A 24,548-nucleotide genomic window follows, 5' to 3' on the forward strand; every position below is an offset into this window, starting at 1 on the left:
GGCCGGCCTGGCCCCCGAGCAGGTCGCCATGCCGCGCGCCCGCGGCCGGGCACTCGCCGCCGTGGCCGCGGCGCTGGCCGACGGGACGGTCGCGCTCGACCGCAGCGCCGACCGGGCCGAGACCCGCGAAGCCCTCGTCGCCCTCGCCGGGATCGGGCCGTGGACCGCCGACTACATCGCCCTGCGCGCCCTCGGCGACCCGGACGTTTTCCTGCCCACCGACCTCGGCGTCCGGCACGCCGCCGAGCGTCTCGGCATCGACGACGTCGCTGCCCGCAGCGAGGGCTGGCGGCCGTGGCGCTCCTACGCGCTGCTGCACCTCTGGGGTGCGGCCGGTTCCTCCGGTCCCCGCGCCGACCACCGAGAAGGAGATCTACAGTGACGACGACAGCAACCCAGCACCAGGCGATCGAGAGCGTGGCAACGATGTGGACGGTGATGCCCTCGCCGGTCGGCGACCTGCGGATCATCGCGAACGACGAGGCCGTCCTCGCCATCGAGTTCTCGCCGTTCCGCGGTCTCGCCGACGGCAAGCCGATCGGGGAGCGTGACGACGAGGCACCGCTGCTGCGTCGCGCGGTCGAGCAGCTGGCGGCGTACTTCGCCCGCGAACGCCGCGAGTTCGACCTGCCGCTCGCGCCGATCGGGTCGGACTTCCAGCGCGCCGTCTGGGCGGAGCTGGTCGCGATCCCGTGGGGCGAGACCGCGTCGTACGGCGCGATCGCGCACCGGCTCGGGCACACCAACGCGGCCTCCCGGGCGGTCGGGCTCGCGAACGGCCGGAACCCGATCCCGATCGTGATCCCGTGCCACCGGGTGATCGGCGCGAACGGCTCGCTGACCGGCTACGCCGGCGGGATCGAGCGCAAGCAGGTGCTGCTCGAGCTGGAGCAGGACGCGCTCTTCTGAGCCGGCCCTGAGCCCGGCCCGGCGCGGATCAGGGCGCGAGCGACTCCGCGCGGTAGCGCTCGATCAGCTCGCCCAGCTTGGCCTCGTCGCGCTCCGTCGCCGGCACCAGCACCTCGGCGAGGATGTCGGTGAGCTCGGCCAGCCTGCGGTTCAGCTGCCGGTTCTCCATCACGGCGTCCTCGAGGTCGAGGATCCGCTTCGGCAGGTACACCGTCTCGGCGAGGTAGCGACGGGCGCCGTACTTCTTCTTCATCGGCGTTCCTTCCGGTGGTGCGTCGGTGGTCTCGGTGGTCTCGATGGCGACGGTGGGGGTGGCGGTGCGCTCGTCGGTCGTCTCCCCGGGCTGCGGCCAGTGGGCGACGAGCCGGGCGATGCGCGGGTCCGGCCGGTCGAGGAAGTCCAGGCCCGGCTCGACGACCAGCTCCTCGACGACCCCGCCGCGGGCGGTGATCCCGGCGACGACCTCGTCGGGGTCGACCCGGCGCAGCAGCAGGTCCGGCTCCGGGGTCGGACCCTGGCCGGCGCTGAACTCCAGGAAGAGCCGGCCACCGCGGCGCAGCGCCATCGAGGCGAGCAGCCACAGGTGGTCGCTGGCCTCGGCGTCCAGGCAGCCGAGCAGCTGGCGGGCGTACAGGTTCACCGGTTCCGTGGTGCGGGCCAGCTCGGCGCCGCCGATCAGGACCGACCGGCGGTCGTTGAGCGCCAGGGTGCGGGCCGCGCCGAAGTCGCCGCCCTGCCGGACCAGCCGCCGTCGGGTCGTCCGCACCGGCACGCCGGCGATGTCGAAGGCGAGCACGTCCCGGCCGCGCCGGGCGAAGAAGGCGGTGTCGCGGCCGAGTCCGCAGCCGAGGTCCGCGACCGGGGCGGCGGCCGGGACCCGGTCGTGCACCCAGGTGGCGAAGTCCGAGCCGTCCCGCGGCAGCTCCTCGCGGTGGTCGCGGAAGAACTCGTTCCACGGCACCACGTCGGCCCGTACGCCGCGCAGCCAGCCCTCGAGCCGGCGCATCCCCGCCGCGGGCTCGTCGGGCTGGAAGGCCGGGTCGGGCGTGCGCCACGACGGTCCGTACAGGAAGGAGAGCACCGCGTCCGGGTCGGCCGGCGCGGCCAGCTCGACGCCCTCCAGCGTGACCGTGCTCGCCGGGGTCAGGGCCGTGCGCGGGAGCGTTCCGCTGCGTCCGCCGAGCTGGTAGAAGGTGTCGCCGACGTGGAAGGCGCCGAAGACGTCGATCTGCACGTTCCGGCCGTCGGGCAGCGGGTGGAAGAGCTTGAGGTCGGCGCCGGACATCCGGACCAGCTCCCAGCCGCGCCGGCGCAGCGCCCGCTCCATCGCGTAGGACTCGCCGATCACGAGCGCCGGTGTCGTGTAGGGGCTCAGGTAGGCGAGGTCGGCGTCCGAGTCGTGCCCGATGAGGTGGCCGTCGCGGACCGCGCCGAGCAGGCAGCCGTAGCTGAGGTGGGCGTCGTACCCGTCGGCGCGCAGGTCGGCGAGCGCGCGCCGGGTGCCCTCGACGACGTGCGTGCGCATGTCGTCGTCGGTCTCGGAGAAGACCCGGGTGACGTGCCCCATCTTGTCGACGGCGAGCCGGTGCCCGGCCTTGTCCGTGAACGTGAGCGGTGCGCTCTCGCCGCGGAAGGTGACCGTCCGCTCGAAGACGGTGGCGTCCTCGTCCTCGAGGGTGACCAGGGCGGTGCCGCGGAGGCGGCGCTGCAGCTCGTGGGGCCAGTCGACCCGCCAGCCGCCGGGGCGGCGGCGGCCGTCGCGGGGAGTGGTGAACGACCAGACGTAGGCCCCGTCAAAGCTCACCGTGAAGGTGCCGCGCGCGGACCGCGGGACGAGGAGGTGGTCCTCGGTGACGGCGAACTTCACGGGCGGTCCGATCTAGATAAACCCTATGCGGTTACTCGATTTTAGCCGAGCCCGCACCGCGGCCGGTGGCCGCGCCTTCTTTCCTCGATCGAGGCAACCTACTCCGCGGCGGCGCGGCGCAGCGACTCCGACAGGCGGTCTGCCGCGGCCAGGACCGCCGGGGCGTGCATCCGGCCCGGCTGCCGGGAGAGCCGCTCGAGCGGGCCGGAGACGGAGACCGCGGCGATGATCTTGCCGCTGGGGGAGCGGACCGGCGCCGAGACCGAGGCGACGCCCTGCTCGCGCTCGCCGATCGACTGCGCCCAGCCGCGACGGCGGATGCCGGCCAGCGCGGTGGCCGAGAAGGCCGCGTTCTGGAGGCCGCGGTGGATCCGCTCCGGGTCCTCCCAGGCGAGCAGGATCTGCGCGGCCGAGCCGGCGCGCATCGTCAGCTGCGAGCCGACCGGGATGGTGTCGCGCAGGCCGCTGGGCCGCTCGGCCGCCGCGACGCAGACGCGGTACTCGCCCTGGCGGCGCCAGAGCTGGGCGGACTCGCCGGTGATGTCGCGCAGGCGGGCCAGGACCGGGCCGGCCGCGGCCAGCAGCCGGTCCTCGCCGGCGGCGGCGGAGAGCTCGGCCAGCCGCGGTCCGAGGACGAAGCGGCCCTGCATGTCCCGGGCCACCAGGCGGTGGTGCTCCAGCGCGACCGCCAGGCGGTGCGCGGTCGGCCGGGCCAGGCCAGTGCCGGCGACCAGACCGGCCAGCGTCGCGGGCCCGGACTCGAGGGCGGCGAGAACAAGGGCGGCTTTGTCGAGAACGCCGACTCCGCTAGAGTTGTCCATATAGCAATACTGCCGTCTCAGTCGTTGAGATGCAAGAGTACAGTCCAGATTGTTCGGCGTGATCCGTGGCACGGGTCTCGCAGCGTATGCGGAGAAAGAGGTGGGAGCCATGGGCAAGACCCTGGCGGAGAAGGTCTGGGACGAGCACGTCGTCCGTTCGGCGGAGGGCGAGCCCGACCTCCTGTTCATCGACCTCCACCTCATCCACGAGGTCACCTCGCCGCAGGCGTTCGACGGTCTCCGGCTGGCCGGCCGGCAGGTCCGCCGCCCCGACCTCACCCTCGCGACCGAGGACCACAACGTCCCGACCCTCGACTGGGACAAGCCGATCGCCGACCCGGTCTCCAAGACCCAGGTCGACACCCTGCGCAAGAACGCCGCGGAGTTCGGCGTCCGGCTGCACCCGCTCGGCGACATCGAGCAGGGCATCGTGCACGTGGTCGGCCCGCAGCTCGGCCTGACCCAGCCCGGCATGACCATCGTGTGCGGCGACAGCCACACCAGCACCCACGGCGCCTTCGGTGCGATCGCGTTCGGCATCGGCACCTCCGAGGTCGAGCACGTGCTCGCCACCCAGACGCTGTCGCAGGCCAAGCCGAAGACGATGGCCGTGACGGTCAACGGCTCGCTGCCCGCCGGCGTCACCGCCAAGGACCTGGTCCTCACCCTGATCACCCACACCGGCACCGGCGGCGGCCAGGGCTACATCGTCGAGTACCGCGGCCAGGCCATCGAGGAGCTCTCCATGGAGGGCCGGATGACGGTGTGCAACATGAGCATCGAGTGGGGCGCGAAGGCGGGCCTGATCGCCCCCGACCAGACGACCTTCGACTACATCGAGGGCAAGCCGGAGGCCCCGAAGGGCGCCGACTGGGACGCCGCCGTGGCGCACTGGAAGACCCTGGTCACCGACGCGGACGCGGAGTTCGACAAGGAGATCGTGCTCGACGCCTCCACCATGACGCCGTTCGTCACTTGGGGCACCAACCCCGGCCAGGGCGTCGCCCTGGGCGGCGTCGTGCCGACCCCGGCGGACTTCGAGGACGAGCAGGACCGGATCGCGGCCGAGAACGCACTGCAGTACATGGGCCTCGAGGCCGGTACGCCGATGCGCGAGGTCAAGGTCGACACCGTCTTCGTCGGCTCCTGCACCAACGGCCGCATCGAGGACCTGCGCCTCGCCGCCGAGATCCTCCAGGGCCACCAGGTGGCCGAGGGCACCCGCCTGCTCGTCGTTCCCGGTTCCGTCCGGGTGCGCAACCAGGCGATCGAGGAGGGTCTGGACAAGATCTTCGTCGCGGCCGGCGCCGAGTGGCGCGGAGCCGGGTGCTCGATGTGCCTCGGCATGAACCCCGATCAGCTCGCCCCGCAGGAGCGCAGCGCGTCCACGTCGAACCGCAACTTCGAGGGCCGGCAGGGCAAGGGCGGTCGCACGCACCTGGTGTCGATCCCGGTCGCCGCGGCGACCGCGGTCCGCGGCACCCTGTCGTCCCCGGCCGACCTCTGACGGTGGTTGAGGAGGGCGCTCCGCGCCCGTCTCGAAACCCCGCCACCTGACTAGGAGCAGAAACCATGGAGAAGTTCACCAGCCACACCGGGGTCGGCGCGCCGCTGAAGCGCAGCAACGTCGACACCGACCAGATCATCCCGGCCGTCTACCTGAAGCGGGTCACCCGCAGCGGCTTCGAGGACGGGCTGTTCTCGGCCTGGCGCTCGGACCCGGAGTTCGTCCTCAACAAGCCCGAGTTCGCGAACGCGTCGGTCCTCGTCGCGGGTCCCGACTTCGGCACCGGCAGCTCGCGCGAGCACGCCGTCTGGGCGCTGCAGAACTACGGCTTCAAGGTCGTCATCTCGGCCCGCTTCGCCGACATCTTCCGCGGCAACTCCGGCAAGGCCGGACTGCTCGCCGCACAGGTCGACGAGAAGGTCGTGCAGAAGCTCTGGGACTACCTCGACGACCACCCGGGCGCGACGATCACCGTCGACCTGGAGACCCGCACCGTCAAGGCCGGTGACGGCCCCGACGCCATCGAGGACTCCTTCGACATCGACGACTACACCCGCTGGCGTCTGCTCGAGGGACTCGACGACATCGGCATCACCCTCGGTCACGCCGACGCGATCACGGCGTACGAGACCACGCGGCCGTCGTGGAAGCCCGTCACCCAGCACTGAGTCCTGGACGACGCGAGGCGTCGAGTTTCCCCATCTCTGCAAGGGGAAACTCGACGCCTTCGCAATTGCATCGGACGCGCCGAGGCCTTTGCTTTCTCCAAAGCGCGCAAATGCGCGTGGAATTTGCTTGAACGACACGCGCGCGCGTGCATTGTGGGCGGTCGTACTTTTGCCTAGCGTGCAAGGGGAAAGTCGAGCACGGAGCTCGATACCAGACGTTCACGAAAGGGAAGCTTGTGAACAAGAGTCAGTTGATCGACGCTCTTGCTGCTCGGTTCGAGGGCAACAAGAAGGCGGCGGCGCACGCGCTGGAGTCGGTGCTCGACACCATCACCCGTGAGGTCGCGAAGGGCGAGAAGGTGGCCATCACCGGATTCGGCTCCTTCGAGAAGCGCGTCCGCGAGGCCCGTTGGGTGCGCAACCCCGCGACCGGCGAGCGGATGAAGTCCAAGAAGACCTCGGTCCCGAAGTTCAGCGCCGGCGCTGAGCTGAAGGCCATCGTCTCCGGCGCGAAGAAGCTGCCGGCGCTGGCTGCTGCCAAGCCGGCCGCTGCTGCCTCGAAGACCGCCGCCGCGGCGAAGAAGACCGCGACCAAGTCGGCCTCCGCTGCCAAGAAGGCCGCCGCGAAGAAGGCTCCGGCCAAGAAGGCCGCTGCCAAGAAGGCTCCGGCCAAGAAGGCGGCTCCGGCCAAGAAGGCGGCTCCGGCCAAGAAGGTCGCCGCCAAGAAGGCCCCGGCCAAGAAGGTCGCTGCCAAGAAGGCTCCGGCCAAGAAGGTCGCCGCCAAGAAGGCTCCGGCCAAGAAGGCGGCTCCGGCCAAGAAGGCGGCTCCGGCCAAGAAGGTCGCCGCCAAGAAGGCCCCGGCCAAGAAGGCTGCTGCGAAGAAGGCTCCGGCCAAGAAGGCCGCCAAGAAGGCCTGAACCACGCTGCACGAGAACGGCGGCATCCCGATCGGGATGCCGCCGTTCCGCGTCTCCCGAGGGTCTCAGGCGAGTGCGGCGGCCGCCGTCGCGGTGTGCACGCCGACACCGAAGCGCAGTGCGGCCGCGAGGTCGTCGGTGGTGTCCACGTCGAGGCGCAGCGACGGCAGCGGCGCGTCCAGGGCGACGGCCCCGGAGTCGCGGTGGGCTCGGGCCGAGCCGGCCCCGAAGCGCGGGTCGAGCCCGACGCCCGCACGCGCGACCAGCAGCGTCGTCCCGGTGCCGGCTGCGTCCGCGACGAAGGCCCGTTCGCCCGCCTCCGATGCCAGCGCGAGGGCGCTGCCGAGATCCCCGGCGACCAGGCAGGGGAGGTCGGCGAGCATCGCCGCGACCGCCCGGCGGTCACCGTCGGGTCGGGCCCGCACCCGGTCCGCGGCCCGGGAGAGCGCCCGGTTGAGGTCGCCCTCGCCCTCGTCGGGCAGGACCTCGACGCCGAGGTCCGCGCCGATCGAGGCGTCGCCCACGACCACGACGTCGACCCACGCGCAGCCCAGCGCGGCCGTCACCGCGTCCCGCGCGAACGCGGCCATCAGCCGCCGGCGCTGTCCGTCGCCGTCGACCCCGAGGCGGGTCTTGGCGCCGCGGCCGTCCTTGACCGGGACGAGCAGGGTGAGGGCCGATGTGGTCACCCCCGAATCCTGCCAGCACGGTGCCGACGATCCGCGCGGACCGGTGAGTAGTCTCTTCCCTCACGGGGTTCGCCGGAGTCCGGGAGGAGGACAAGTGGTCAAGGTTCGCAAGCTGCAGGAGAAGCGCGGCTGGGCCTGGTCATTCGTCGTCGCCGTGGTCAAGCCGACCCTGCTGGCGAGCACCAAGCACGAGTGGATCGACGGCGAGAAGATCCCCGCCTCCGGCGGCTGCGTCGTGGCGATGAACCACATCTCGCACATCGACCCGCTCACCCTCGGCTGGCTGCTCTACGAGCACGGCCGGCTTGTCCGCTACCTCGCCAAGGACGCGCTCTTCGAGGTCCCGGTCTTCAAGTACGTCGTCAAGGACGCCAAGCAGATCCCCGTCTCCCGGCTGAGCTCGGACGCCGCCAAGGCGTTCGAGGCCGCGTGCGTCGCCGTCCGCGAGGGGGAGTGCGTCGGGGTCTACCCCGAGGGCACGATCACCAAGGACCCGACCGGCTGGCCGATGCGCGGCAAGACCGGGGCGGCGCGGATCGCCCTGGAGACCGGGTGCCCGGTGATCCCGATCGGACAGTGGGGCGCGCAGGAGATCCTGCCGGCGTACACGTTCCGGCCGCACGTGATCCCGCGCCGCACGGCCCGCTACAAGGTGGGCGACCCCGTCGACCTCGCCGACCTCACCGGACAGCCGCTGACGCAGGAGGTGCTGCACGAGGCGACGGACCGGATCATGGCTGCGATCACCGCGCTCGTCGCGGACCTGCGCGAGGAGGAACCGCCCCCGGTACGGTTCGACCCGCGTGCCGCCGGAGTCAAGCAGATCGGCAACCCCCGCAAGACCGGCTCCAAGAAGAAGAAGGGTCACCACTGATGGCGAAGGTGGCAGTGTTCAGCGCCGGCTCCTGGGGTACGGCGTTCGCGCTCGTGCTCGCCGACGCGGGCAACGACGTCACGATGTGGGCGCGCCGCGAGGAAGTGGTCGCGAACGTCAACGACAAGCACGAGAACTCGGACTACTTCCCGGGCGTCGAGCTGCCCGAGTCGATCACGGCGACCACCGACCCGGGCACCGCGCTCGACGGTGCCGAGTACGTGGTCCTGTCGGTGCCCTCGCAGTCGCTGCGCCAGAACCTCTCCGAGTGGGCCCCGCTGATCCCGGCCGACGCGGTGCTGATCTCGCTGATGAAGGGCGTCGAGCTCGGCTCGACGAAGCGGATGAGCGAGGTCATCGCCGAGGTCACCGGCGCCGGACCGGAGCGGATCGCCGTCGTCTCCGGGCCCAACCTGGCCCCCGAGATCGTCCGCCGCGAACCCGCCGCCAGCGTGATCGCGTGCGAGGACGACGAGGTCGCCCACCGGGTCCAGAAGCTCTGCCACTCGCGGGCGTTCCGCCCCTACCGCAGCACCGACGTGCTCGGCTGCGAGCTGGGCGGCGCCTACAAGAACGTCGTCGGTCTCGCGGTCGGCATGGCCGTCGGTCTCGGGTTCGGCGACAACACGACGGCGTCGGTGATCACCCGCGGCCTCGCCGAGACCGCCCGGCTGGCGATGAAGCTCGGCGCCGACCCGCTCACCCTGATGGGCCTGGCGGGGCTCGGCGACCTAGTCGCGACCTGCTCCTCGCCGCTCTCCCGCAACCGCACCTTCGGCGAGCGGCTCGGTCAGGGGATGACCACCGAGGAGATCTACGCGACCACCAAGCAGGTCGCCGAAGGCGCCAAGTCCTGCAAGTCGATCCTCGACCTGGCCCGCCACAACGGGGTGGACGCCCCGATCGCCGAGCACGTCGACGCCGTCGTCCGCGGCGAGATCAGCGCCCGCGACATGATGGACGCGTTCATCGCCCGCGACACCAAAGCCGAGCGCGACTGATCAAGTGGTCGTCGAGCCTGTCGAGACGCAGAGAGTCGCACACGGCCCGACTACAGCGCGATCCCGTAGTTCACCCACGTCGAGTCGATCTCCATCCCGACTCCGAGGTAGAGGTCCAGCGCCCCGGTCCGCGAGTCGGTGCTGAGCTCGGACCGGCTCGCGCCGTGCGCCCGCGTCTCGGCGAAGGCGGCCGCCAGCAGTACCCGGGCCAGGCCCTTTCCGCGCTGGTCGGCGCGGACCGCGATCTTGTCGACGAACCCGGCGACGCCGTCGTCGTCCAGGGTCACGTGCGCGGCCGCGACGACCGCACCGGACGGATCGGCGACGACCTGCAGGTTCCACGGCTCGTAGGCCGGGTGACCGGTGATCCCGGCCAGCCAGTCGGCGTACGGCTGCTTGTCGCGCACCGACCACTCCAGGAAAGCGTCCTCGACCACGTGGTAGGCCGGCTCGAGGTCGTCCTCGCCGGCGGACCGCAGCGCGTACCCGTCGGGCAGCGGCTGCGCGGCGATCTCGCGGTCGCCGGGCAGCGTCAGCACCCAGGAGGTCCAGCGCCGGTGGTAGCCGAGGTCCAGGAGCAGCCGCTCGCCGGGCGAGCCCTGCGGGACCGGCATCCCGACCTCGGTCTGCCCCTGCGCCCGGGCCGCCGCCTGCATCCAGCGCGCCAGCGCGGAGCCGATGCCGCGACCGAGGTGGTCCGGGTGCACGGCGGCGTCGCCGCGAGCCGTGCCGTTGACCTCGGCGTACCCGAGCAGGTCGTCGCCGTCGAAGACGCCGACGGTGCTGCTGGTGATGTCGAAGCTCGGCCGGCTCCAGTCGGCGACGATGTAGGACTCGTCGATCAGCGCCCGGCCCAGGATCGCGATCTCGGCGGCGGTCATCACCGCGGCCACGGCCGCGGAGTCGGTGAGGGTCAGCGGACGGGCCTGGAGACCCTCGGGGAGCGCGTCGACGCCGATCATCCGAGTGCGCCCGCGAGGTCGTCCCAGAGGTCCTCGACGTCCTCGATGCCGACCGAGAGCCGGACCAGGCCCTCGGGGATCGTCGTGGGCTCCGAGGCCCACCGGCGGCGGCGCTCGAAGCTCGACTCGACGCCGCCGAGGGACGTCGCGTTCACCCAGAGGCTGGTGCCCCGGGTGAGCGCGTCGGCGCGCTCGGCGTCGGGCAGCACGACCGAGACCATGCCGCCGAACCCGGGGTAGCGGACCTCGGTGACGGCCGGGTGCTCCGCGAGCCGGCGGGCGAGCTCGGCCGCGTTCGCCTGGGCCCGCTCGACCCGCAGCGGCAGGGTGCGCAGGCCGCGCAGGGCCAGCCAGGTCTCGAACGCTCCCGGGATCGCCCCGATCAGGTCCCGGCGCCCCTTGAGGGCCGTCCACAGCTCGTCGTCGCGGGTGAGCAGCGCGCCGAGCAGCACGTCGGAGTGGCCCGAGATGTACTTGGTCGCCGAGTGCACGACCAGGTCGACGCCGTCCTCGAGCGGACGCTGCAGGACGGGGGTGGCGAAGGTGTTGTCCACCACCACCCGGGCGCCGGCCTCGTGCGCCGCGGCCGTGATCGCCGGGATGTCGGCGATCTCCATGGCCGGGTTGGTCGGCGACTCCAGCCAGACCAGGGCGGCGTCCTCGCAGGCCGCGACCACGGCCGCGGTGTCGGTGATGTCGACCAGGTGGGTGCGCAACCTCCCGCGGGCCTCCAGGTCGGCCAGCTGCATCACGGTGCCGTTGTAGGCGTGCCGCGGAGCCACGACGACCTGGTCGGAGCCGACGAGGTCGAGGACCGTCGCCACGGCCGCCAGCCCGGTCGCGAAGGCCAGGCAGCGTGCGCCCTCCTCGCCGCCCTCCAGGCTCGCCAGCGCGTCCTCGAACGCCGACCAGGTCGGGTTGGCGTAGCGGCCGTACTCGCGGTCGCCTCCGGCGACGTACGTGGAGGCCATCGTGATCGGCTCGTTGAACGGGGCATCGGGGACGCGCGGGGGCCGGCCGGCGTGGACGGCGCGAGTGGCGGGACGCATGGGACGAGACTAGGGCCCGCCCTAGGGCGAGGACCCGAGGAGGGCCGCCGGTAGGGTCGTCGCCGTGAGCCCGTCCCAGCCCCGGATCCGTGTCGCCGTCGTCTTCGGCGGGCGCTCCAGCGAGCACGCGATCTCGTGCGTGTCGGCCGGAAGCGTCATCAGCGCCCTCGACCCCGCGAAGTACGAGGTGGTCCCGGTCGGCATCACGACCGAGGGCCGGTGGGTGCTCGAGTCGAACGAGGGCGGCCGGCTCGCCCTCGGTCCCGCCGGAGAGCTCCCGACGGTCACCGGGGACCGCGAGGTCACCCTCAGCCCCGGCGCCGGCCTGGTCGTCCAGGACGCCGGCGACGTGCCGACGAGCCTCGGCGAGGTCGACGTCGTCTTCCCGGTCATGCACGGCCCGTGGGGCCAGGACGGCACCCTGCAGGGGCTGCTCGAGCTCGCCGGCGTCCGGTACGTCGGCGCCGGGGTGCTCTCGTCGGCCGTCGGCACCGACAAGGCCTACATGAAGCTGCTCTTCGAGGCCCACGGGCTGCCCGTGCAGCCGTGGGTGCTCGTCCGCCCGGGAGCCTGGGAGCGCGACCAGGACGCGATCACCGCCGCGGTCGACAAGCTCGGCTACCCGGTCTTCGTGAAGCCGGCCCGGGCCGGTTCCAGCTTCGGGATCAGCCGGGTGGAGACCGCGGGCGATCTCGCCGACGCGATCGCCGAGGCGCGGCGCTTCGACCCGAAGGTGATCGTCGAGGCGGGCGCCGTGGGCGCCCGGGAGGTCGAGATCGGAGTGCTGCAGGGCCGCGGCGGCGGTGATCCGGAGACCAGCGCGATCGCGGAGATCCGCGTCGACGCGGAGCACGCGTTCTACGACTTCGAGGCCAAGTACCTGCCCGAGCAGAACACCGGGATCGAGCTCCCGGCGGAGCTCGACGAGGCGACGGCGGCGGAGGTGCGCGGCCTGGCCGTGCAGGCGTTCCGGGCGCTCGACGTCGAGGGCCTCGCCCGCGTCGACTTCTTCGTGCTGCCCGACGGCAGCGTGGTCCTCAACGAGGTCGAGACGATGCCGGGCTTCACCGCGACGTCGATGTTCCCGCAGATGTGGGCCGCGTCCGGCCTGGCCTACCCCGACCTCGTCGACCGGCTGGTCCAGCTCGCGCTCGACCGCGACACCGGCCTGCGCTGAGGGGGCGGCCACCGGCGGCTACAAGCAGGGGGAGACCTCGCGGGTGGTCTGCTTGATGGCGGTGGCGAGGTCGGTCATCGGGGCCAGGGTCGGCCGGTAGTCGGCCGGCACGGTGACCTCGACGCGCGGCGACCTGCCGAGGGTGGTCATCACCACGTCCGCGCGCTGGTCGGCGATCACCGACTCGGGGACGAACCAGTCCACGCCGTTGGCGCGCTGGCAGGCGGAGAACTTGTCGTACCCCTCCGGCACGCCGACGCCGCACCGCAGCACGATCGCCGGGTCGCCCCAGGCGGCCGCGAAGGTGTTGCCGGTGGTCGGCCGCCGCGGCTGGTCGGCGACCTTGTCGGGCAGCGCCTCGACGAGCGCCTTGCACCGGGCGGCGTCGCCGGCCGAGACCTTGGTCGCCGGCACGTGCACCTCGTCGCCGCCGCAGCCGGTGAGCCCGGCGGTGAGGGCGGCCAGGGACAGCACGACGCCCGCCGCCCGGACGGGCAGCGGGCGTCGGTGAACGCTCAGGATCAAGAGCCGGTCAGATGTGGACGACGGGACACGTGAGCGTCCGGGTGATGCCGTCCAGCGTCTGCACCTTCGCGACGACGAGCTTGCCCAGCTCGTCGACGTTGCGGGCCTCCGCACGCACGATCACGTCGTACGGGCCGGTGACGTCCTCGGCGAGGATGACGCCCTTGATGTCGGTGATCTTGGCCGCGACCTCCGCCGCCTTGCCGACATCGGTCTGGATCAGGATGTACGCCTGGACAACCATTTCGTCTCCCTCGTCTCGGCGGTGAGTGGACCGAAGGGAAAACCTACCGGACCTGCGCACCCCGGGGAAACCGCGCGGGCCCCGCGCCGGGCCCGCGCTGGGCCCGCGTCGGGCCCGCGTCGGGCCCGGCGGGACCCGCGGGCCGGTCCGTGGGCCGGTCCCACCGGGGTGCAAGAGTGGCGCCATGACGTCTCCCGCTGCTGCTCCGACCCCGATCGCGCCCGGCGCGACCGTCGCCGACGTGGGGGAGTTCGGCCTGATCCGGCTCTTCTCCGGACGCTTCGAGCAGGGACCGCGGGTCTTCGTCGGGCCCGGGGACGACGCCGCCGTGCTGCGGGCGCCCAAGGGCCACGTGGTGGTCTCGACCGACCTGCTCGTCGAGGGCCGGCACTTCCGCCGGGACTGGGCCTCGGCCGCCGACGTCGGGCGCCGGGCGGCCGCGCAGAACCTCTCCGACGTCAACGCGATGGGCGGCCGCGCGACCGCGCTCACCGTCGGACTCGCCCTGCCGTCCGACCTGCCCGCCCAGTGGGTGGTCGACCTGGCGGACGGCATCGCCGAGGAGGCGGCCGCGGTCGGGGCCAGCGTGATCGGCGGTGACCTGACCCGGGGGAGCGAGGTCGTGGTCGCGGTCACCGTCCTCGGCGAGTGCGAGGTGGCCCCGGTGCTCCGCTCCGGCGCCCGGGCCGGCGACGTGCTCGCGATCTGCGGGCGTCAGGGCTGGGCCGCCGCGGGGCTCGCGGTGCTCGGCCGGGGTTTCCGCTCACCTCGCGCGGTGGTCGAGGCGTACCAGCGTCCGCGGCCGCCGTACGACGCCGGGGTGCTCGCCGCGCACGCCGGTGCGACCGCGATGATCGACGTCTCGGACGGCCTGGTCGCCGACGTCCGCCACCTCGCCGAGAGCTCCGGCGTCGACGTCGACGTGCAGACCTCGGCGTTCGCGATCGAGGAGCCGCTGCGGGCGGTCGGGGCGGCGCTCGGCGTGGACCCGGTGCGGTTCGTCCTCGGCGGCGGCGAGGACCATCCGCTGGTGGCGACCTTCCCCGCCGGGACCGTGCTGCCCGAGGGGTTCCGGGACATCGGCACGGTGAGCACGGCGGCCGGCGAGACCGGCAACGTCACGGTCGACGGCCAGGCCTACGAGGGTGAGGAGGGCTGGTCGCACTTCTGAGCAGGCGCGCACGATCCGGGGACGCGAAAACGGCGCACGTGCTCAGCACGTGCGCCGTCGACGACGGGTCGTTCAGGGGGTCAGCGGGTGACCTTGCCGGCCTTGAGGCAGCCGGTGCACACGTTGACACGCTTCGGCGCACCGTTGACGGTGGCGCGGACGCGCTGGATGTTCGGGTTGAAACGACGCTTGGTGATCTTGCGCGACCACGGACGGTTGTTACCGAAGCCGGGCTTCTTGGCGCAGATGTCGCAGACGGCAGCCACCGTGCACTCCTTGGGTTTGCTAAGACGAAGTTCGCGGGCCCGACACAGGTGATCGGGCAACCGAAGAAGGATAAACGACAGGGACCCCTCCACGCGAATCGAGGTGCGGGGCACTAGCGTGATCCGCATCATCGCCCGGGGATCGGACGAGCGGTCGCACGCGTGAGGAACGGGACGGACATGGTGGCAGCGGAGCGTGGCGAGCAGATCGCCACCTTCGACCTGGAGACGGTACGGCGCTTCGCCGACCTGGCCGTCTTCGGGCTGTCGGCGGCCCGCGAGGAGATCGACGCGCTCAACGTCTACCCGGTCCCGGACGGCGACACCGGCACGAACATGTACCTGACCGTCGAGGCCGCCCGGGAGGCGCTGCGCGAGCACCTCGCGTCGGTCCCCGCCGGCGAGGCCGAGCTCCGGCCCGCACTCGGCGCCTATGCCCGCGGCGCCCTGCTCGGCGCCCGCGGCAACTCCGGGGTGATCCTCAGCCAGCTCGTCGGCGCGCTGCTGCGCCGGATGGGCCAGGGACGCCCGGAGGACCGGTCCGCGGTGGTGATGGCCGAAGGCTTCGCACAGGCGAGCGAGGCGGCGTACGCGGCGGTCGGGACGCCGGTCGAGGGCACCATCCTCTCCGTGGCCCGGGCAGCCGCCGAGACGGCGGCCGAGGCGGCCCGGGACCCCGAGGCCCACCTCGGCGACGTCCTGCACGCCGCGGCGGACGCCGCCCGGGAGGCGCTGGCGCGGACCCCCGACCAGATGCCCCTGCTCCGCGAGGCGGGCGTGGTCGACGCCGGCGGGCGCGGCCTCTGCGTGATCCTGGACGCCGCCGAGACCGCCGTCACCGGCCACCGCCCGGTCGGGGCGCCCACCCCGGTGGGCACGAAGGCGATCCCGCAGCCGTTGCCGACGGGAGACCTGACCGAGGACGGCCCGGCGTACGAGGTGATGTACCTGCTGGACGCCGAGGAGGCCGCGATCCCCGGGCTGCGGACCCGGTTGCAGGCGCTGGGCGACTCGCTCGTGGTCGTCGGCGGCGAGGGCCTGTGGAACGTGCACGTCCACGTCGAGGACGTGGGCGCCGCCGTCGAGGCCGGGATCGAGGCCGGCCGGCCGCGCCGGATCCGGGTGACGCACTTCGCCGAGCAGGTCACCCGGGCCCGGGACCGCCGCGCGGTCGAGCGCCGCGGGCGCGCGGTCGTGGCGGTCGTCGCGGGCGACGGCCTGGCCGAGATCTTCACCGGCGCCGGGGCGCACGTGATCCACGGCGGCCCCGGCCGGCGGCCGAGCACCGGCGAGATCCTCGAGGCGGTCCTCGCGACCGGCGCCGAGGAGGTCGTGATCCTGCCCAACGACCCGGACAGCCTGGGCGTGGCCGAGGTGGCCGCCGCGACCGCCGAGGAGGGCGGGGACGTGCGGGTCGTGGTGATCCCGACGAAGGCCCAGGTCCAGGGCATCGCCGCGATGGCGGTCCACGAACCGGGCCGCGGCTTCGACGCCGACGTCGTGCAGATGACCGGCGCCTCCCGGGGTGCCCGGCACGGTGCGGTCACGGTCGCGGTCAAGCAGGCGATCACCAGCGCCGGGCCGTGCGAGCCCGGCGACGTGCTCGGCGTCCTCCAGGGCGACTTCGCCGTCGTCGGCGAGGACCAGTTCGGGGTCGCCCGGGACATCCTGCAGCGCCTCCTCGCCGCCGGCGGCGAGCTGGTCACCCTGGTCGCCGGCGAGGACGGCGACGACCTCGCCACCCGCTGCGCGGAGTGGGTCGAGAGCGAGCACCCCGGCGTCGACGTGCTGGTCTACGAAGGCGGCCAGGAGCGCTACCCGCTGCTCCTGGCGGTCGAGTGACCGGGGGCGTGAGGTGAAGGTCGGGTGGGACTCGTCCCTGAGCACGCTCGGGGGCAAGAAGGCCTCCGAGGTGGTCAAGGAGACCGGGTTCGAGACGGTCGGGGAGCTCCTCGGCCACTACCCGCGCACCTACGTCGAGAAGGGCCGGCTCAGCGACCTCGGCGACCTCGCGGAGGGCGACATGCTGTCCCTGGTCGGCGAGATCGTGAGCTCGCAGCAGAGGACCTGGCAGGACCGGCGCACCAAGCGGACGGCGTACCGGCAGGAGGTGCAGGTCAAGGCCGAGGACGGCAGCCTGCGGATGACCTTCTTCGACCGGGCCGCGGGCACCGCGGCCTGGCGGGCCCAGCAGCTCGCCGTCGGCCGGATCGGGATGTTCTCGGGCAAGCTCAAGTGGTTCAACAACCGCTGGGAGCTCAACAACCCGAATTCGCGGATGTACGGCGAGGACGGCGACGGGGCGGCCGAGGCGCTGGCGAAGATGCCCGACCTGATCCCCGTGTACCCGGTGATCGGGAAGATCGACAGCTGGCAGCTCGAGGAGCTGATCGGACTCGCGCTGGACCTCGTCGACGCTGTCCCCGACCCGCTGCCCGAGGCGGTGCGGGCCGAACGCGACCTGCTCGGCATCGACCAGGCGCTGCGCTGGATCCACCGCCCGGACAACCGCGCCGAGCTCGGCGCCGCCCGCAAGCGCCTCAAGTTCGACGAGGCGTTCGTGACCCAGGCCGTGCTGGCCCGGCGGCGCGCCGCCCACCGGGCCGATCCCGCGACGCCGCGGCCCGGGACGGGCGACGGTCTGCTCGCCCGCTTCGACGCCCGGCTCCCGTTCACCCTCACCGCCGGCCAGGTCCGCGTCGGGGAGGAGATCGCGGACGAGCTCGCCGGCGTCCACCCGATGCACCGGCTGCTCCAGGGCGAGGTCGGCTCCGGCAAGACCCTGGTCGCCCTGCGGGCGATGCTCCAGGTCGTCGACTCCGGCGGCCAGGCGGCCCTGCTCGCGCCGACGGAGGTGCTCGCCCAGCAGCACGCCCGCTCGATGGCCGCGATGCTCGGCGACCTCGGCGAGGGCGGCCACCTGGGCGCGGCCGAGGGGGCCACCCGGATCGCGCTGCTCACCGGCTCCCTGGGCACGGCCGCGCGGCGCCAGGCGATGCTGGACGCCGCGAGCGGGGAAGCCGGCCTCGTGATCGGCACGCACGCGCTGCTGGAGGAGAAGGTCCAGTTCTTCGACCTCGGTCTCGTCGTCGTGGACGAGCAGCACCGGTTCGGCGTCGAGCAGCGGGCCGCGCTGACCGGGAAGGCCGGGACCCCGCCGCACGTGCTGGTGATGACCGCGACCCCGATCCCGCGGACCGTCGCGATGACCGTCTTCGGCGACCTCGACACCTCGACCCTCGCCGAGCTGCCCGCCGGGCGTGGCGAGGTGCAGACCAACGTGGTGCCGGTGCGCGCCCAGCCGGCCTGGCTCGACCGGGCCTGGCAGCGGGTCCGCGAGGAGGTCGCCGCGGGACGCCAGGCCTACGTCGTCTGCTCCCGGATCGGGGACGAGCCGCCGCCCGAGGACGGGCCCGAGCTGTACTCCGTCGAGGACGTCGCCCCGGCCCTGGCCACCGGTCCGCTGAGCGGGCTCCGGGTCGAGAAGCTGCACGGCCGGATGAGCCCGGAGGAGAAGGACCGGGTGATGCGCGCCTTCGCCGGCGGTGAGGTGGACGTGCTCGTCTCCACGACCGTCATCGAGGTCGGCGTCGACGTGCCGAACTCGACGGTGATGGTGATCCTCGACGCCGACCGCTTCGGCGTCTCCCAGCTCCACCAGCTCCGCGGCCGGATCGGCCGGGGCGGCCACGCCGGCCTCTGCCTGCTCGTCACCGCTGCGGCCCCGGACTCGCCCGCGCTGGAGCGGCTGAGCGCGGTGGCCGGGACCCGGGACGGGTTCGAGCTGTCCCGGATCGACCTGGAGCAGCGCCGCGAGGGCAACGTCCTCGGGGTCGAGCAGAGCGGCCGCCGCTCGGCGCTCCGGTTGCTCTCGGTGCTCACCGACGAGGACGTGATCGTCGCCGCACGCGACGCCGCCACCGCGCACCTCGAGCGCGACCCCGACCTCACCCGGACGCCGGGTCTCGCGGCCGCGGTGCGCGCCGTCGAGGACTCCGAGCGCGCCGCCTACCTGGACAAGCACTGAGGAGGATCCGTGACGAGGACCACGACCACGATCCCCGGCGCCTGCTGCGCGAGGCTCGCGACGGCGCGGGGACCGCGGTCATGACCCGGATCATCGGCGGCAGCGCGCGAGGACGCCGGCTGCGCACGCCCACCGGCGACGCCACCCGGCCGACCTCGGACCGGGTGCGCGAAGCGTTGTTCTCGGCGCTGGAGTCCCAGCTGGGCTCGCTGCACGGGCTGCGCGTCCTCGACCTGTACGCCGGCTCGGGCGCGGTCGGCCTGGAGGCCGGCTCCCGCGGCGCGGCGGCCGTGACGCTGGTCGAGCAGGACCGTCGCACCGCCGCGCTCGTCGAGGAGAACGCCCGCACCGTCGGCGTCGAGGCGAGCGTGCTGGCACAACCGGTGGCGCGCGTGCTCGCGACGGCTCCGCGGGCGCCGTACGACGTGGTGTTCCTGGACCCGCCGTACCCGCTGGGCGAGGACGAGCTCGCCGAGGCGCTCGGCCTGCTGGTGTCGCAGGGCTGGCTGAGCGACGGCGCCGCTGTCGTCGTGGAGCGGTCGGCGCGTAGCGTGGAGCCTGCGTGGCCCGGGGGGCTCGAGGGTCCCCGCATCAAGAAGTACGGCGAGACCGTGCTCTGGTACGTTCGCCGCCGTCCGCTGGACGAGTCCGAGTAGGAGAAGCAGTGCGCAGAGCCGTCTGCCCCGGGTCCTTCGACCCGGTCACCAACGGGCACATCGACATCGTGTCCCGTGCCTCCGCCCTGTTCGACGAGGTCGTCGTGGCGATCGGGGTGAACAAGTCCAAGGCCAGCGCCCGGCTGTTCTCCGCCGAGGAGCGGATGGAGATGCTGCGCGAGGCCACCAAGGGCTTCGACAACGTGACCGTCGCCGGCTTCTCCGGCCTGCTGACCACCTTCTGCCAGGAGAACGACATCCGGGCGATCGTGAAGGGCCTGCGCGCGGTCAGCGACTTCGACTACGAGCTGCAGATGGCCCAGATGAACTCCTCGCTCGTCGACGTCGAGACCGTCTTCATCCCGACCAGTCCCGAGTACTCCTTCCTGGCGTCCTCCCTGGTCAAGGAGGTCGCGATGTTCGGCGGCGACGTGTCGGCGCTGGTGCCGCCGTTCGTGCTCGACCGGCTCACCGTCCGGCTCGCCGAGAAGCGCGCCGCCGAGTCCGCGGGGGAGTGAGCCGGTGAAGGAGGACATCGAGCAGCGGCTCGCGGAGCTCCGGGAGGCGGTCGAGAGCGCGCGCTCGGTGCCGATGTCGGCATCGGTGATGTTCAACCGCTCGGACTTCCTGGAGCTGGTCGACCGGCTCCAGGAGGCCGTCAACGCGACGCTCGCGGAGGCCAGCGAGGTGGTCGAGGACCGGGACGCGTTCGTCGATACCGGCCGGCTGGAGGCGATCGAGATCCTGCGCGAGGCCGAGCGCAAGCAGGCCGACCTGGTCTCCGACACCGACGTGTACAAGCTCGCCCAGGCGCGCGCCGCGGAGGTCGAGGCCGAGGCGCAGCAGGCGGCCGCGGAGCTGCGGGTCGAGGCCGACCAGTACGTCGAGGCGAAGCTCGCGAACTTCGAGCACACCCTGGAGAAGACGCTGGACCTCGTACGCCGCGGCCGGGCGCAGCTCACCGGCGGGCACGTGCACGGCCTGGGCGACGACAGCGACGTGGCCGACATCACCCTGAGCGAGCACCTCGACCGGTGAGCCGGGCCCGATTGGCCCCCACGGCTCCCGGCGGATAGACTCCCGTAGGTTCTGCAGAGCCTCAAACGGAAGTGAAACCTTGCGCCATCTCGACCCGAGAGCGCCGCTCGTGCTCGACACACGCGAGCTCGGCCGCCGCCCGGGGTCCCAGCGCACGGTGACGTTCCCGGCTGAGGCTCCTGCAGAGCTGGGCATCGAGATCCTGGGCGTACCCGAGGGCTCGCAGATCGACTTCGACCTGCGGCTCGAGGCCGTCATGGAGGGAGTGCTCGTCACCGGAACGGCTTCGGCCGATCTCGTGGGCGAGTGCGCACGGTGCCTGGAGCCGATCGAGGACGACGTCACGATCGACATCCAGGAGCTGTACCTCTACGGAGAACCCGGCGACGGGGACGACGAGGACGACGATGTCAGCCGGACCGAGGGCGACCTGGTCGACCTCGAGCCGGTGCTGCGGGATGCGGTGGTGCTCGCACTGCCGTTCCAGCCGCTGTGCCAGGACGACTGTCCGGGACTGTGCACCGAGTGCGGTGCGCGCCTGGCGGACGACCCGGGACACCGGCACGACGAGCCCGTCGACCCCCGGTGGGCGACGCTCGGGCAGCTCGCAGCGACCGACGAAGACTAGAAGCAACACTCAAGGCAAACCGGCCGGGGAGACCCGGCTGCTGATCAAGGAGAACACCGTGGCTGTCCCGAAGCGGAAGATGTCGCGCAGCAACACGCGCCACCGTCGTTCGGCGTGGAAGGCCGTTGCCCCGTCGCTGGTGACGTGCACCAACCCGGCCTGTGGCTCGAAGCACCTGCCGCACCGGGCCTGCCCGGAGTGCGGTCAGTACGGTGCCAAGGCCGACCGTCGCCAGGTCATCTGAGCCTGCTGCTGCTTTGACGCAGTCGTACGAGGACCTGCGTGCCGCGCTCGGGGACCCCGATCTGGGGCCCGAGCTACTCGAGCTTGCGCTGACGCACCGGTCCTACGCCTACGAGAACGGTGGTCTGCCGACCAACGAGCGCCTGGAGTTCCTGGGTGACTCCGTGCTCGGCGTGGTGATCACCGAGACGTTGTACGTGACCCACCCGGACCTCTCCGAGGGCCGGCTGGCGAAGCTGCGCGCCGCGGTCGTCAACGCGCGTGCTCTCGCCGAGGTGGCGCGCACGATCGGCCTCGGCCCGTACATCCGACTCGGCAAGGGCGAGGAGTCGACCGGAGGGCACGACAAGGCCTCGATCCTCGCCGACACCGTCGAGGCGGTGATCGGTGCGACGTACCTGTCCAGCGGCTTCGAGTCCGCGGGACGCCTCGTCCACCTGTTGTTCGACCCGCTGCTCGACGCGGCCGCGGCGCTCGGCGCCGGCCTGGACTGGAAGACGAGCCTCCAGGAGTTCTGCGCGGAGCACGACCTGGGCGTCCCGAGCTACGTGATCGAGGACGAGGGCCCGGACCACATGAAGACCTTCACCGCACAGGTGCGGGTCGCCGACCGGATGCACGGTCACGGCGTCGGCCGCTCGAAGAAGGAAGCCGAGCAGCAGGCCGCGGAGTCGGCGTACCAGACGCTCCTGGAGGAGCTCACCGTCGCGGCTCCCGCGGTCGACGACGCCGTCGCCGGCGAGGCCTCGCCCGCCGGTGCCTGAGCTCCCCGAGGTCGAGGTCGTCCGTCGCGGCCTCGAGGCGCACGTGCTGGAGCGCACGATCACCGAGGTCGAGGTGCTGCACCCGCGCCCGGTACGCCGCCACCTGCCCGGCCCCGCGGACTTCGCCGCGCGCCTCACCGGCCGCACCTTCACCGCCGCCCGGCGCCGCGGGAAGTACCTGTGGCTGCCGCTGGACAGCGGTGACGCACTGCTCGGTCACCTCGGGATGAGCGGCCAGATGCTCGTCCAGCGGGCCGACGCCCCCGACGAGCGGCACCTGCGGGTCCGTTTCCGGTTCGAGGGCGGCGACGGCTCTCAGCTGCGGTTCGTGGACCAGCGGATGTTCGGCGGGCTGTCCTACGCGCCCGGGGGAGCCGACCTGCCGGCGGAGCTGGAGCACATCGCGCGGGACCCGCTCGACCCGGAGTTCGACGACGCCGCGTTCTTCCGCCGGGCCCGCCGCAGCCGGTCCGGGATCAAGCGGATCCTGCTCAACCAGACGATGATCTCGGGCGTCGGGAACATCTACGCCGACGAGGCGCTCTGGCTGGCCGGTCTGCACGGCGAGCGGGCGGGGGACCGGCTCCGGGTGAGCGACCTCGAGCGAGTCCTCGCCGCGGCCCGCACGGTGATGACGGCGGCCCTGGCGCAGGGCGGCACCTCCTTCGACGCGCTGTACGTGAACGTGAACGGGGAGAGCGGTTACTTCGACCGCTCGCTGGAGGTCTACGGCCGCGAGGGGGAGGCGTGCTCGCGGTGCGGCAGCCCGGTGCGGCGGGTCAGCTTCATGAACCGGTCCTCGTTCTTCTGCCCGGCGTGCCAGCGGGCTCCGCGCGGTCTTGCTCGTTGACGCGCGTCATGAGACTCTTGTAGACGGCCCGGTCAGGGTCGAACCCATCTGAAAATCTCCCCCCGGAGGACATATCCATGGCCAAGGCTCTCCTCGGCTACATGGGCGGCACGGACCCCCGCGTGACTGCCCGCCTCGCACGTGAGAACCAGCTTCTTCGCCAGCGGATCGCCGACCTCGAGGACGTCACCATGCGTCTTCAGAAGGAGAACGACGCGCTCGCCACGATGGTGAGCGAGTCCGCGGCGGACGAGGTCCTCGAGCTCGCTTGAGGACGCGCGACACCCGGTGGCCCGTGCAGGGACACCGGGAACAGGCGCGTCCCCGGACAGCGGCGCGCCGCCGTCCGACACGCGGGCGGATTACCCCTGAGGAGCCCTGCGGCACGTAGTCTCGACGGTGCCGCTTCCCCCGGCAGGAGTTCGCCTAGGATTCCTGTTCGCGCGCCCGCACCACTGCGGTCGACACTGCCGGAACGAGGAGCCCGCTTTGTACCTGAAGAGCCTGACCCTGAAGGGGTTCAAGTCCTTCGCCTCCTCGACCACGCTGCAGCTGGAGCCGGGCATCACCTGCATCGTCGGCCCGAACGGCTCCGGCAAGTCCAACGTCGTGGACGCGCTCGCCTGGGTGATGGGTGAGCAGGGCGCCAAGTCGCTGCGCGGCGGCAAGATGGAGGACGTCATCTTCGCCGGTACCGCCGGCCGTCCGCCGCTCGGGCGCGCCGAGGTGCAGCTGACCATCGACAACGCCGACGGCGCCCTGCCGATCGAGTACGCCGAGGTCACCATCAGCCGGACGATGTTCCGCAACGGCGGTTCGGAGTACGCGATCAACGGCACCTCCTGCCGCCTGCTCGACATCCAGGACCTGCTCTCCGACTCCGGCATCGGCCGCGAGATGCACGTCATCGTCGGCCAGGGCCAGCTCGACTCGATCCTGCGGGCGACCCCGGAGGAGCGCCGCGGCTTCATCGAGGAGGCCGCCGGTGTCCTCAAGCACCGCAAGCGCAAGGAGAAGGCGCTCCGCAAGCTCGACTCCACCGAGGGCAACCTGACCCGTCTCAACGACCTGCTCACCGAGATCCGGCGCCAGCTGAAGCCGCTCGGCCGCCAGGCCGAGGTCGCGCGTCGCGCGCAGACGGTGCAGGCCGACCTGCGCGACGCCCGTGCCCGTCTGATGGCCGACGACCTGGCCGCGGCCCGGACGTCGCTGGAGCAGGAGCTGGCCGACGAGAGCGTGCTGGTCGCCCGGCGTGCCGAGGTCGAGGCGGAGCTCGCCGCGACCCGCGAGGTCGAGGCGGCCCTCGAGGCGGCGCTGCGCGAGGACCTGCCCGCCCTCGCCCGGGCCCAGGAGACGTGGTTCGGGCTCTCCGGGCTGCGCGAGCGGCTGCGCGGGACCGCGAGCCTGGCCGCCGAGCGGGTCCGCAACGCCCAGCAGGTGGGCGAGGAGCAGGCGAACACCGGACGCGACCCCGACGAGCTCGAGGCCGAGGCCGACCGGGTCCAGGTCGAGGAGGACGCGATCCTCGCCGAGGTCGAGCAGAACCGCGGCGCGCTCGAGGCCGCGGTCACCGCCCGGCAGGCGTCCGAGGCGGCCTTCGGCGAGGAGGAGCGCCGGATCGCCGGGCTCCAGCGCGCGGCCGCCGACCGCCGCGAGGGCCTGGCCCGGCTGCACGGCCAGGACAACGGCCTGCGC

27 protein-coding genes and 1 pseudogene are annotated in these 24,548 nt (G+C 72.6%); 20 read left to right on the forward strand and 8 right to left on the reverse strand.

Annotated features, from left to right (window positions below):
* A pseudogene (locus AB4Y76_RS20440) lies at positions 1–382 on the forward strand (hypothetical protein); the annotation flags it as partial.
* On the forward strand, positions 379–909 hold the full coding sequence (locus tag AB4Y76_RS20445; protein WP_441928691.1) for a methylated-DNA--[protein]-cysteine S-methyltransferase: 531 nt from the start codon (positions 379–381) through the stop codon (positions 907–909). The pseudogene AB4Y76_RS20440 and the gene AB4Y76_RS20445, both read left to right, overlap by 4 nt.
* 28 nt (positions 910–937) lie before the next feature.
* On the opposite strand, the gene AB4Y76_RS20450 is transcribed toward AB4Y76_RS20445, so the two are convergent.
* Positions 938–2,776, reverse strand: coding sequence for a DUF6752 domain-containing protein (locus tag AB4Y76_RS20450; protein ID WP_441928693.1), 1,839 nt, complete (start codon positions 2,774–2,776; stop codon positions 938–940).
* A gap of 98 nt (positions 2,777–2,874) precedes the next feature.
* Complete coding sequence (locus tag AB4Y76_RS20455; protein WP_123234387.1) at positions 2,875–3,597, reverse strand: IclR family transcriptional regulator; 723 nt, start codon at positions 3,595–3,597, stop codon at positions 2,875–2,877.
* A gap of 109 nt (positions 3,598–3,706) precedes the next feature.
* Here AB4Y76_RS20455 and leuC point away from each other — a divergent pair, with 109 nt between their 5' ends.
* The 3 genes from leuC (at position 3,707) to AB4Y76_RS20470 (ending at position 6,689) form a co-directional block, all read left to right on the forward strand.
* On the forward strand, positions 3,707–5,104 hold the full coding sequence (gene leuC / locus AB4Y76_RS20460; protein WP_441928695.1) for a 3-isopropylmalate dehydratase large subunit: 1,398 nt from the start codon (positions 3,707–3,709) through the stop codon (positions 5,102–5,104).
* Between the two features lie 65 nt (positions 5,105–5,169).
* Entirely contained in the window at positions 5,170–5,772 is a 603-nt protein-coding gene (gene leuD, locus AB4Y76_RS20465; protein WP_441928697.1) for a 3-isopropylmalate dehydratase small subunit, read from the forward strand.
* Positions 5,773–6,008: 236 nt separating this feature from the next.
* Positions 6,009–6,689 (forward strand): HU family DNA-binding protein, encoded by a 681-nt coding sequence (locus AB4Y76_RS20470; RefSeq protein ID WP_441928699.1) that lies wholly within the window; start codon positions 6,009–6,011, stop codon positions 6,687–6,689.
* 65 nt (positions 6,690–6,754) lie between these two features.
* Here AB4Y76_RS20470 and cofC read toward each other — a convergent pair whose 3' ends face one another.
* Positions 6,755–7,378 (reverse strand): 2-phospho-L-lactate guanylyltransferase, encoded by a 624-nt coding sequence (gene cofC, locus AB4Y76_RS20475; protein ID WP_441928701.1) that lies wholly within the window; start codon positions 7,376–7,378, stop codon positions 6,755–6,757.
* A 94-nt stretch (positions 7,379–7,472) separates the two neighbouring features.
* On the opposite strand from cofC, the gene AB4Y76_RS20480 reads away from it, so the two are divergent.
* Positions 7,473–8,252: a lysophospholipid acyltransferase family protein gene (locus tag AB4Y76_RS20480; RefSeq protein WP_441928703.1), complete on the forward strand. Its 780-nt coding sequence runs from the start codon at positions 7,473–7,475 to the stop codon at positions 8,250–8,252.
* Positions 8,252–9,253 (forward strand): NAD(P)H-dependent glycerol-3-phosphate dehydrogenase, encoded by a 1,002-nt coding sequence (locus AB4Y76_RS20485; RefSeq protein ID WP_441928705.1) that lies wholly within the window; start codon positions 8,252–8,254, stop codon positions 9,251–9,253. Before AB4Y76_RS20480 ends, AB4Y76_RS20485 begins: the two co-directional genes overlap by 1 nt.
* 50 nt (positions 9,254–9,303) lie before the next feature.
* On the opposite strand, the gene AB4Y76_RS20490 is transcribed toward AB4Y76_RS20485, so the two are convergent.
* Both AB4Y76_RS20490 and AB4Y76_RS20495 read right to left on the reverse strand, forming a co-directional pair.
* Positions 9,304–10,215, reverse strand: a complete 912-nt coding sequence (locus tag AB4Y76_RS20490) for a GNAT family N-acetyltransferase (RefSeq protein ID WP_441928707.1) — start codon at positions 10,213–10,215, stop codon at positions 9,304–9,306.
* Positions 10,212–11,264 (reverse strand): trans-sulfuration enzyme family protein, encoded by a 1,053-nt coding sequence (locus AB4Y76_RS20495; RefSeq protein WP_441928709.1) that lies wholly within the window; start codon positions 11,262–11,264, stop codon positions 10,212–10,214. The genes AB4Y76_RS20490 and AB4Y76_RS20495 overlap by 4 nt, the downstream gene beginning before the upstream one ends.
* 64 nt (positions 11,265–11,328) lie before the next feature.
* Here AB4Y76_RS20495 and AB4Y76_RS20500 point away from each other — a divergent pair, with 64 nt between their 5' ends.
* Positions 11,329–12,441 carry a D-alanine--D-alanine ligase family protein gene (locus AB4Y76_RS20500; RefSeq protein WP_441928711.1) on the forward strand — a complete coding sequence of 371 codons (1,113 nt, stop codon included), beginning with the start codon at positions 11,329–11,331 and terminating at the stop codon, positions 12,439–12,441.
* An 18-nt stretch (positions 12,442–12,459) separates the two neighbouring features.
* Here the strand turns inward: AB4Y76_RS20500 and AB4Y76_RS20505 are convergent, their stop codons facing one another.
* Both AB4Y76_RS20505 and AB4Y76_RS20510 read right to left on the reverse strand, forming a co-directional pair.
* Positions 12,460–12,966 carry a DUF3515 domain-containing protein gene (locus AB4Y76_RS20505; protein WP_441928713.1) on the reverse strand — a complete coding sequence of 169 codons (507 nt, stop codon included), beginning with the start codon at positions 12,964–12,966 and terminating at the stop codon, positions 12,460–12,462.
* 7 nt (positions 12,967–12,973) lie between these two features.
* On the reverse strand, positions 12,974–13,210 hold the full coding sequence (locus AB4Y76_RS20510) for an Lrp/AsnC family transcriptional regulator (RefSeq protein ID WP_123226262.1): 237 nt from the start codon (positions 13,208–13,210) through the stop codon (positions 12,974–12,976).
* Between the two features lie 184 nt (positions 13,211–13,394).
* Here AB4Y76_RS20510 and AB4Y76_RS20515 point away from each other — a divergent pair, with 184 nt between their 5' ends.
* Complete coding sequence (locus AB4Y76_RS20515) at positions 13,395–14,381, forward strand: thiamine-phosphate kinase (protein ID WP_441928715.1); 987 nt, start codon at positions 13,395–13,397, stop codon at positions 14,379–14,381.
* An 80-nt stretch (positions 14,382–14,461) separates the two neighbouring features.
* Here the strand turns inward: AB4Y76_RS20515 and rpmB are convergent, their stop codons facing one another.
* The gene (gene rpmB, locus AB4Y76_RS20520; protein WP_441928717.1) at positions 14,462–14,647 is read right to left on the reverse strand and encodes a 50S ribosomal protein L28; all 186 of its coding nucleotides are present in this window, start codon (positions 14,645–14,647) and stop codon (positions 14,462–14,464) included.
* Positions 14,648–14,827: 180 nt separating this feature from the next.
* Here rpmB and AB4Y76_RS20525 point away from each other — a divergent pair, with 180 nt between their 5' ends.
* From AB4Y76_RS20525 to AB4Y76_RS20575, 11 genes are all read left to right on the forward strand, one after another.
* A complete protein-coding gene (locus AB4Y76_RS20525) occupies positions 14,828–16,489 on the forward strand; it encodes a DAK2 domain-containing protein (RefSeq protein ID WP_441928719.1) in 1,662 nt (553 codons plus the stop codon).
* Positions 16,490–16,502: 13 nt separating this feature from the next.
* Positions 16,503–18,674: an ATP-dependent DNA helicase RecG gene (locus AB4Y76_RS20530; protein WP_441928721.1), complete on the forward strand. Its 2,172-nt coding sequence runs from the start codon at positions 16,503–16,505 to the stop codon at positions 18,672–18,674.
* 80 nt (positions 18,675–18,754) lie between these two features.
* Positions 18,755–19,330, forward strand: coding sequence for a 16S rRNA (guanine(966)-N(2))-methyltransferase RsmD (gene rsmD, locus AB4Y76_RS20535; protein ID WP_441928723.1), 576 nt, complete (start codon positions 18,755–18,757; stop codon positions 19,328–19,330).
* A gap of 8 nt (positions 19,331–19,338) precedes the next feature.
* Entirely contained in the window at positions 19,339–19,848 is a 510-nt protein-coding gene (gene coaD, locus AB4Y76_RS20540) for a pantetheine-phosphate adenylyltransferase (RefSeq protein WP_441928724.1), read from the forward strand.
* A gap of 4 nt (positions 19,849–19,852) precedes the next feature.
* Complete coding sequence (locus tag AB4Y76_RS20545; RefSeq protein WP_441928726.1) at positions 19,853–20,368, forward strand: hypothetical protein; 516 nt, start codon at positions 19,853–19,855, stop codon at positions 20,366–20,368.
* Between the two features lie 109 nt (positions 20,369–20,477).
* Positions 20,478–20,996, forward strand: coding sequence for a YceD family protein (locus tag AB4Y76_RS20550; RefSeq protein ID WP_441928728.1), 519 nt, complete (start codon positions 20,478–20,480; stop codon positions 20,994–20,996).
* Between the two features lie 58 nt (positions 20,997–21,054).
* The gene (gene rpmF, locus AB4Y76_RS20555; RefSeq protein ID WP_123234373.1) at positions 21,055–21,240 is read left to right on the forward strand and encodes a 50S ribosomal protein L32; all 186 of its coding nucleotides are present in this window, start codon (positions 21,055–21,057) and stop codon (positions 21,238–21,240) included.
* A gap of 13 nt (positions 21,241–21,253) precedes the next feature.
* Positions 21,254–22,003, forward strand: coding sequence for a ribonuclease III (gene rnc, locus AB4Y76_RS20560; RefSeq protein ID WP_441928730.1), 750 nt, complete (start codon positions 21,254–21,256; stop codon positions 22,001–22,003).
* Positions 21,996–22,853, forward strand: coding sequence for a bifunctional DNA-formamidopyrimidine glycosylase/DNA-(apurinic or apyrimidinic site) lyase (mutM, locus tag AB4Y76_RS20565; RefSeq protein ID WP_441928732.1), 858 nt, complete (start codon positions 21,996–21,998; stop codon positions 22,851–22,853). Before rnc ends, mutM begins: the two co-directional genes overlap by 8 nt.
* A gap of 77 nt (positions 22,854–22,930) precedes the next feature.
* Positions 22,931–23,125 (forward strand): hypothetical protein, encoded by a 195-nt coding sequence (locus tag AB4Y76_RS20570; protein ID WP_441928734.1) that lies wholly within the window; start codon positions 22,931–22,933, stop codon positions 23,123–23,125.
* A gap of 217 nt (positions 23,126–23,342) precedes the next feature.
* The coding region (locus tag AB4Y76_RS20575; protein ID WP_441928736.1) for a chromosome segregation SMC family protein at positions 23,343–24,548 on the forward strand (1,206 nt) is incomplete at its 3' end.

Source organism: Marmoricola sp. RAF53, from assembly GCF_052114005.1.
GTDB lineage: Bacteria > Actinomycetota > Actinomycetes > Propionibacteriales > Nocardioidaceae > Marmoricola.